General features: G+C 40.2%; 5 protein-coding genes. 2 read left to right on the top strand and 3 right to left on the bottom strand.

All coding sequences use genetic code 11. From position 1 onward, the window contains the following. A partial coding sequence (katG, locus tag AC22ZQ_RS09960; RefSeq protein ID WP_318958636.1) for a catalase/peroxidase HPI occupies window positions 1–1,575 on the top strand: 1,575 nt, incomplete at its 5' end. Between the two features lie 148 nt (window positions 1,576–1,723). Here katG and AC22ZQ_RS09955 read toward each other — a convergent pair. Further along, a complete protein-coding gene (locus AC22ZQ_RS09955; protein WP_318958635.1) occupies window positions 1,724–2,557 on the bottom strand; it encodes a CvfB family protein in 834 nt (277 codons plus the stop codon). A 182-nt stretch (window positions 2,558–2,739) separates the two neighbouring features. After that, window positions 2,740–3,447, bottom strand: coding sequence for a hypothetical protein (locus tag AC22ZQ_RS09950; RefSeq protein WP_318958634.1), 708 nt, complete (start codon window positions 3,445–3,447; stop codon window positions 2,740–2,742). Window positions 3,448–3,633: 186 nt separating this feature from the next. On the opposite strand from AC22ZQ_RS09950, the gene AC22ZQ_RS09945 reads away from it, so the two are divergent. Next, on the top strand, window positions 3,634–8,112 hold the full coding sequence (locus AC22ZQ_RS09945; protein ID WP_318958633.1) for an alpha-2-macroglobulin family protein: 4,479 nt from the start codon (window positions 3,634–3,636) through the stop codon (window positions 8,110–8,112). A 303-nt stretch (window positions 8,113–8,415) separates the two neighbouring features. Here the strand turns inward: AC22ZQ_RS09945 and AC22ZQ_RS09940 are convergent. Beyond that, window positions 8,416–8,622 (bottom strand): hypothetical protein (locus tag AC22ZQ_RS09940; RefSeq protein WP_318958632.1); only part of this gene is annotated, 207 nt, incomplete at its 5' end.

The following is an 8,622-nucleotide window of genomic DNA, read 5'->3' as shown; positions in this document are numbered from 1 at the left end:
TTAGAAAATCCTTTGGCAGCTGTACAAATGGGGTTGATTTATGTAAACCCAGAAGGACCGAATGGTAATCCAGATCCAAAATTAGCAGCGATAGATATTCGAGAGACTTTTGGCAGAATGGGGATGAATGATGAAGAAACAGTTGCTTTGATTGCTGGGGGACATACTTTTGGTAAAACTCACGGTGCAGGTCCGGCAGATAATGTGGGGCCAGAACCCGAGGCTGCTGGCATTGAAGAGCAAGGTTTGGGATGGAAGTCTACTTATAAATCTGGAAAAGGCGCAGATGCGATTACTTCTGGTTTAGAGGTGACTTGGACTTCAACTCCTGCGCAATGGAGTCATGATTTCTTCAAGAGCTTGTTTGAAAACGAGTGGGAATTGGTAAAGAGTCCGGCAGGGGCACATCAGTGGCAAGCAAAGAACCCTGAGAAGATGTATCCACATGCTTTTGACAAAGATAAAACAGTAACCCCAACGATGTTGACAACAGATTTATCGTTGAGAGAAGATTCCATTTACGCTGCGATTTCAAGAAGATTTTATGAAAACCCAAAGGAATTTGAAGAGGCCTTTGCCAAAGCTTGGTTTAAGTTAACGCACAGAGATATGGGACCAAGCTCGAGCTACTGGGGACCAGAAGTGCCTCAAGAAGATTACATCTGGCAAGATCCAATTCCAGCTGTAGATCATACGATAATTGGGGAAAAAGAAATTAAGGAGTTAAAGCAAAGCATTTTAAATTCTGAATTAACGCAGGAGCAATTAATTGTTACGGCATGGGCTTCAGCTTCAACTTACAGAGAATCAGACCGAAGAGGAGGAGCAAATGGAGCGCACATTCGTTTAGCACCTCAAGCAAACTGGGAAGTAAACAACCCTGAAGAATTGAAAAAAGTATTGGCTGTTTACAATGGAATTCAGAAGGATTTCAACGCTAAAAATGGCAATATGAAAGTTTCTATGGCTGACTTAATTGTATTAGGTGGAGTAGTAGCGGTAGAAGAAGCGGCTCGTAAGGCTGGAGTAAGTGTAGAAGTTCCCTTTACACCCGGTAGAATGGATGCTTTGGCTGAGCAAACAGATGCAGCTGGAATGGCAGTATTAGAACCTATGGCTGATGGGTTTAGAAATTACCAAAAAACAGATTACACCCTCCAGACTGAGGTATTGCTGGTAGATAAAGCACAGTTGTTAGGTTTAACAGCGCCAGAAATGACCGTACTTGTGGGAGGAATGCGTGTATTAAACGCTAACTATGATGGTTCAAAACATGGAGTGTTTACTTCAACACCTGGAACATTGAACAATGCTTTCTTCGTGAACTTGTTAGATATGGGTACAGTTTGGACAGCAACTTCGGATGACAAAAAGGAGTTTGTTGGAAAAGATAGAGTAACAGATGAGGTGAAGTGGACAGCTACAAGAGCTGATTTGATCTTCGGATCTAACTCAGAATTAAGAGCGATAGCAGAGGTTTATGCAACTCATGATGCCAACGAGAAATTTGTAAAAGATTTCGTAGAAGCATGGACGAAAGTCATGAACGCAGATAGATTTGACCTAGCACAATAATACATCGGTTTTTGTTTACAGGTAAAACGGTTGATCTTGCGAGGTTAACCGTTTTATAAGCTAAATTAGTGTAGGTTATAAATTGAATAAGCATAAAAAAAGCGACTATTCTTAAAGAGTAGTCGCTTTTTTAATATTATCTAGAAACCTAATCTACACGCTCTATGTAATCGTCGTGAATGACAACTTTACGCGCCTTGTATAAGTTACCCAATGATTTTTTAAAGGTCTTTTTACTCATTCCTAAACGCTCTCTAATATCGTCTGGATGAGATTTGTCCGTCAAGGCCAATTTACCACCGTTTTCAATAATTGCGGCGTAAATTTTATCGGCATTGGGTTCTATCTTTTCATAACCACTCTTGTCCAAACGAATGTCTAACTTTCCATCTTCTCTTATGGTGTAAACATAACCTGTAGTCAATTCACCCTTCTTTAGCGGACGAGAAATGTCGTTGTGGTAAATCAACCCAGAATACATTTGGTTCACGATAACGTTTTGCCCCAAATCTGTTTCATTACAAATCAAAAGTTCTACTTTATCATCAACTTCTAGGTCCAACACCTCATCAAAGAAGTGTTTTTTCACTTTTGCAGTTCCTACCAATCTACCGGTTTGTTCATCCAAATACATGTAGATGAGGTAAGTACCATTTTCCTCCATTTTGGTAGTTTGCTCCTTAAAAGGCACCAAAAGATCTTTTTCCAATCCCCAGTCTAAAAATGCACCAAACTTGGTTACCATTTTCACCTTCAAATAAGCAAATTCATTCAGCTTGATGAGTGGTCGTTGCGTAGTTGCTACAATTCTGTCTTCAGAATCGTGGTACAAAAACACATCAATTTCATCACCTTCTTTCATATCTTCTGTAAGATATTTGTTCGGCAATAAAACATCATTGTCCTGATCGTCTCCTAAATAAGCTCCAACACTCGTAAAACGAAGTATTTCTAATGTATTAACTATTCCAACTCTAAGCATGGTGCAAAGATAGGAGATTTAACGAGCAAATAAGTGTTTTGAAAAAATTAGCCTAAGGCAGCTTTCCAACCTACACGAATGGGAACAGAACAGCGTACAGGAGTGTGAGAGTATTAAGAAACCTAAACTCTTTCTCACGAGGGTATGTTGTCTATTAGCTTTTCGAGAAAATTCAACTGGGTTTATTTATACTGAAGTATATATTTCAACACTTCCTTCAATTGCTTTTCTGCGAATTTACTTTGCGTTAAACTATGAATGTATTTCAATACAAGACCTGTGTCTTTATTTTTCTCTATGGCTTTTACTTCTTCTTGCAACAAAGGAAAATCTTTGCGTTTGGTGAGTTGTAAGTACAAATCGGTGAACATGCGCAAATTTTCTGCATTTACCATTGCAAAATGAGTGAAAAACAAGGAAAGGTAGTAATTCAAATAAGCTTTCGGATACTTTGCTTCTATGGCTTCACCTGCGTCATTTTTAAAGCTAAAACGGTAATCTTCGGCAATGCATTCTATAATTTGCGTAGGAGTAAATACTACAAAGTGTCTAAGTTTTAAACCTTTGGAATTCGGAAGTATTTGTTTAAAGTTGGGAGGAGTTTCTTGTAAAAAGTTGCTTTTCTTTAGTTCCAGAAATCCACCCCATGTTAATGTTTCTTCCTTCCATCGGTAGGCTCCTTTCGCATAACTTTCGGCATCTATCGCAGTTACACTGTACCCGAAAACATTTTCGAATTGGAGCAAAGCTTCCTCATCTTCCTTTAAGTAAGGAGCGCTATTTGCGCTTAGACGAATGCTCAAGGTTAAGAAGTTTTCATTTTCTGTGACCAATGCTTCAAATACTTGTTGTGCTAATTTCCAATTGACTGATAATACCGTGCTTTTCATTCCCGAAATGTTTGCTGCAAAAATAAGCTTTCTTTCTTGTTTGGAGGAAAATTGAAAAATTGTAGAAAAAGCGCCCTGTGTTCCCTGCTTTTTTAAGCTGAAAACTGTATTTTTAGGCGACTTGAAAAAAGCAGCTTCTTTTTTTAAATCAACACACCATTTATTAAGATTTTATTCCTTCAAAAAATGAAAAAGTTTATCACCTTCTTCCTAGCTACGTTTATCTTGTTTTCGTGCTCAAACAAAGAGATTGATTTAGCTCAAATTAAAGTTAACCCCGGTTTTAGTGATTATATCACAGCCTTTACTTCGGGTGTTATTTCCAATCAAGATGAAATTAAAGTTGTTCTCGTGGCACCGGTAGAAAGTGCTGTTGCGGGAGAAAAAATAGAAGGAGATTTATTCGAATTTGAACCAAGTATAGAAGGAGAGGCATATTGGATAGATAAGCAAAGCATAGCATTTCGACCCAATGAAACGCTTGTGGGCGGACAAAAATACAAAGGAAGCTTTCAATTAAATGAGCTTTTAGAAGTAGAGGATGAATACGAAACGTTGGAATTTGGTTTCATGGTGATGCACCAAAATTTATTTGTAGAATTTACAGGTATTTACACGCAAAGTAATAAGGATTATTCAAAGCAAGATATTAAAGGAAGTGTAAGAACTGGAGATATGGCGCTGCCTGCCATGGTTGAAGCGTGTTTTAAGGCTACGCAAAATGGTAAATCTTTAAACATTATTTGGGAACATAAAAACGCGGCAAAACGACACTCCTTCACATTAACAGGAGTTGAACGAAGTGCACAAGCGAGTAAAGTGGTGTTGTCGTGGAATGGAGAACCAATAGGAGTCGAGGTAGAGGAGCAATTAGAGATGCGCGTTCCACCGCTCGATGAGTTTGTCGTAGTTCAGGCCAAAGTAGTGCAAGAGCCAGGATTGTATTTTTCCATTCAGTGTTCTGATCCCTTGGATGAAAATCAAGACCTCAATGGTTTGGTATACCTTTCATCAGGTAAGAAGTTGCGATTAAGCATTGATGGTAATGAAATCAAGGCTTATCCCCAAGGGAAAATGGAAAAGGTGGAAACTTTGGTTGTAAATAAAACGATACGCAATAGCAAAGGTTTTTCACTCAAAAAACAATTCGTAAAAGGACTTACGTTTAATACAGAAAAACCGGCATTAGAACTCATTGGTGATGGTGTAATTATGCCCTCAAACAATGGTACGATAGACTTCCCTTTTAAAGCTGTTAATCTAAAGGCTGTTAACTTGAGAATTTTACGTGTTTTTGAGAATAACGTGAACCAGTTTTTTCAAGAGAACCATCACAACGGAAGTTCTGATTTGGCGCGTGTAGGAAGATTGATTTACGATGGAAGTGTAGATTTGGTAACTTCAGAACCTATCGACTATGGGGTGTGGAATAATTTTAAAATTGATTTAAATCGTTATATAGATTCTGAGCCGGGTTCAATATACAGGGTAATGATGTCGTACGAACGTCACCAATCTTTATATCCTTGTGGAGATTCAACAGGGCTTATAAAACCTTTGAAACGAAGAGAGCAAAACTACGAATCCAACGAATACTACATGAATGTGGACCGTTGGTTTGATGGTGGATACGATTACAGAGATAAAGACAACCCATGTACAGATAGCTATTATAAATATTACAACCGTCAAGTTAGCAGAAATGTATTGTCGAGTAATTTCGGAATCATAGCTAAAGAGGGAGCGGATAACCGTTATGAAATCGCCATTTCCGATTTAAGAACTACAGACCCACTGAAAGGAATTACGGTGGAAGCCTACAATTTCCAAAATCAGTTAATTGCTACGGGTACAACAGATGGAGATGGTTTACTCTCTATAAATCCAGGAAGTAAAGCTTACTTATTGATTGCCAAAAAAGGTACACAACGTGGGTATTTACGTGTAGATAATGGTTCATCGCTTTCTACAAGTTTGTATGAAGTAGGTGGTAAACATATAGAAAAAGGAATCAAAGGACATATCTACGGAGAACGTGGCGTATGGCGACCAGGAGATTCTGTTTTCCTAACCTTTGCCTTGGAAGATAAACTGGAGACACTTCCTAAAAATCACCCTGTGGTACTTGAGATCTTTGACCCAATGGGGAAATTATATACCAAAAAAGTATCTACCGAAGGAGTGAAAGGTTTATATGCTTTCACCTTTAAAACTATGCCCGATTCACCAACTGGAAAGTGGAAGGCAAAAGCTATTGTTGGAAATTCTGATTTCTATAAGTATTTGAAAATTGAAACAGTAAAACCCAATAGAATACGCATTAACTATGATTTGGCAGATGTATTAGATCATTCTTCGGCGGTGAGTGCAAACTTGCAAGCTGATTGGTTGTACGGAGCACCTGCTGCAAATCTGAAAGCGGCAGTTGAGCTAGATGTCTTTGGTTTGAAAACTACGTTTAAAGGCTATGAGAATTATCAATTTGATGATAGGTCTAAAAGGTATTATTTAGAAGAACCGCTTTTAGCAGAGGTGAAAACAGATGCTTCAGGTAGCGCAAAAGTGAGTTTTGATTGGGAAAAGCCGGAGGATGCACCAGGAATGTTAAAGGTGAGATGGAGTACCAAAGTTTTTGAAGAAGGAGGTGATTTCAGTCAAGATTACGTTTCTAAAAAATATTCGCCCTTCACCAGTTATGTTGGACTTAAAATGGATGGAGGAACGAATTGGAGAACTGCTTTGAATTCTGAAGATGAGCATGCAGTATCTATAGCTGCTGTGGACGAAGATGGCTCTCCTTTGTCGAGAAAAGTGAAGGTTGAATTATATAAAGTTTCTTACAACTGGTGGTGGGAAGGAAATGGAGAAGATGATCTCACCAATTATGTTTCGCGTAACTCATCAGATTTAGTGAAGTCAGAAAGCTTTTACGTGAAAAATGGAAAGGCCAATTACACATTGAAATTTCCAGAAAGAGGATGGGGGAAATACATGCTCAGGGTAATCGATGAAAATTCTGGTCATAGCGCTATGCAAAGCTTCTATGCAGATTATTCTGGATGGTACGCAGACGATAACGGCAACAGTGAGGCGGCTTCTATGTTGAACTTAGAAACCGATAAGGAGAGTTATGATGTGGGTGAAACTGCAAAAATTACCGTTCCATCGGGTGGAATAGGAAGGTTTTATGTGACCATTGAAAAAGGAGATCAAATTCTTGCAAGCTATTGGCAAGAAGCTGATGATAAATCTACTGTTCTAGAAATTCCTACCACGGAAGAAATGGCACCGAACATTTATGTAAGTGCAACCTTGGTACAGCCGCACGGACAAACGGAAAATGCCTTACCTATTCGTATGTATGGTATAACGCCGGTGGCTGTTTCTGATCCAGCGACGCATTTAGCTCCTCAGATAACAGCGCCAGAAACCGTGCAACCTTTGTCTGATTATTCGGTGAAGGTGAAAGAGAAAGACGGCAAAGCTATGGCTTACACCTTGGCAGTTGTAGATGAAGGTTTACTCTCTTTAACCCGTTTTCAAACTCCAGATTTATGGCCTTCATTCTACAGTAAAGAGGCTTTAAGTGTGCGTACTTGGGATATGTACAAGTATGTAATGAGTGCACAAACGGGAAAAATGGCTGCTCTCTTGGCTATAGGAGGAGATGAAGGATTGGTGTACAAGGAAGATGCATCTGCAAATCGATTTAAGCCCGTTGTAAAATACTTAGGACCTTTTTATTTAGAAGAAGGTGAGGAAGCGAGTCATAAAATTAATATGCCCAATTACATAGGTGCAGTTCGCGTAATGGTAGTAGCTGCACATAATGGGGCTTATGGTTCAACGGAAAAGGAAATCCAAGTGAAACAGCCTTTGATGGTACAAGCCACTTTACCAAGGGTGTTAGGGCCGAAGGAGCAGATTAAAGTGCCGGTGAACATCATTGCTATGAGTAACAAAATCAAGCAAGTGGCAGTTAAGGTAAGTTCTAATGAATATTTAGTGGCCAAGGGTAGTACACAACAAACGGTGAACTTTACAGGAAAAGGAGATCAAACAATTTTCTTTGATTACGAAGTAGCCAATAAATTAGGTGTAGGTAAATTTAAAGTAGAGGTAAGTTCGGGTAAAGAGAAGTCTTTTGAAGAAATAGAAATATTGGTGCGTCCAGCTAACCCTCCTATGACGCAATCGAAAGTGAAGTCGGTTGAAGGAAATTCAACATTTAGTGATGTTTATTCAGCCTTTGGAATTAGAGGTACCAATGAAACAAAAGTGGAAATTTCTCGCATTCCCTACTTAAATTTAGAGAAACAACTTTCGTATTTAATTCGTTACCCGCACGGTTGTATAGAGCAAACTACTTCTGCGGTGTTCCCTCAATTGTATCTATCTAATTTTGTTGAAATGTCTGCAGCTGAAAAGGCAAAAGTACAAGAGAATATCAACGCTGCATTAACGAAATATAAATCTTTCCAAACCACAGATGGAGGGTTTTCTTACTGGCCTGGTAATAGTAGATATGTATCGGAGTGGGGTACGAATTATGCCGGACATTTTATGCTAGAAGCTAAAAACAAGGGCTATGAGTTACCGGCGAATATGTTGAGTTCTTGGGTGAAATTCCAAAAGAAAAGAGCCAAGGAATGGACGCGTGAATAGCACCTCGCCAGGAAAATTCTCGGCCAGGGCCACCAGCACGCGGAACGCGTCGCGATCAAGCTCGATCGGTCCTTCTGGACCCAGAACCTCCCCGTGGCCGGGGTAGACTTCCAGGCTTCCGAGCCGGAATCCGTGCTGGATTGCGAATCCCATGTAACCTTCCCTGCGACCCCCGCCCGACTAGCATATCCGAATTGTGCCGGACGGTGAGGTCGTCGAGCCGGCAGTGTGTACATCACCCTTGCGACCCCTTGCCGGGTCCGATGTCAGGCATCGCTCACGGGGGTATCTGAAACCGTAGGGTCAGTCGGCGATGAGGAACCGGAATTCCGCGGTGTTGCTGATAATGGCCAGATGAGGATCAGCCGCCAGCAATTTTTTCGGGTAGCCGGATTCCAGCGCACGACGGAATGATTCCATGGCCGTGTCGGGATGGCCCAGGTCGAGCCATGACAGGCCTGCGAAATAATGCACGTAGAACTGCTCTGATCCGAGATTGACCGCTTTCTC

Source organism: Lishizhenia sp. (assembly GCF_057456495.1).
This window is presented reverse-complemented; position numbering and strand designations above follow the sequence as displayed.

Bases quoted from the DNA above. Each gene is read 5' to 3' on its own strand.
- AC22ZQ_RS09955 (WP_318958635.1), bottom strand. From the start codon at position 2,557: ATGCTTAGAGTTGGAATAGTTAATACATTAGAAATACTTCGTTTTACG.
- AC22ZQ_RS09950 (WP_318958634.1), bottom strand. From the start codon at position 3,447: ATGAAAAGCACGGTATTATCAGTCAATTGGAAATTAGCACAACAAGTA.
- AC22ZQ_RS09945 (WP_318958633.1), top strand. From the start codon at position 3,634: ATGAAAAAGTTTATCACCTTCTTCCTAGCTACGTTTATCTTGTTTTCG.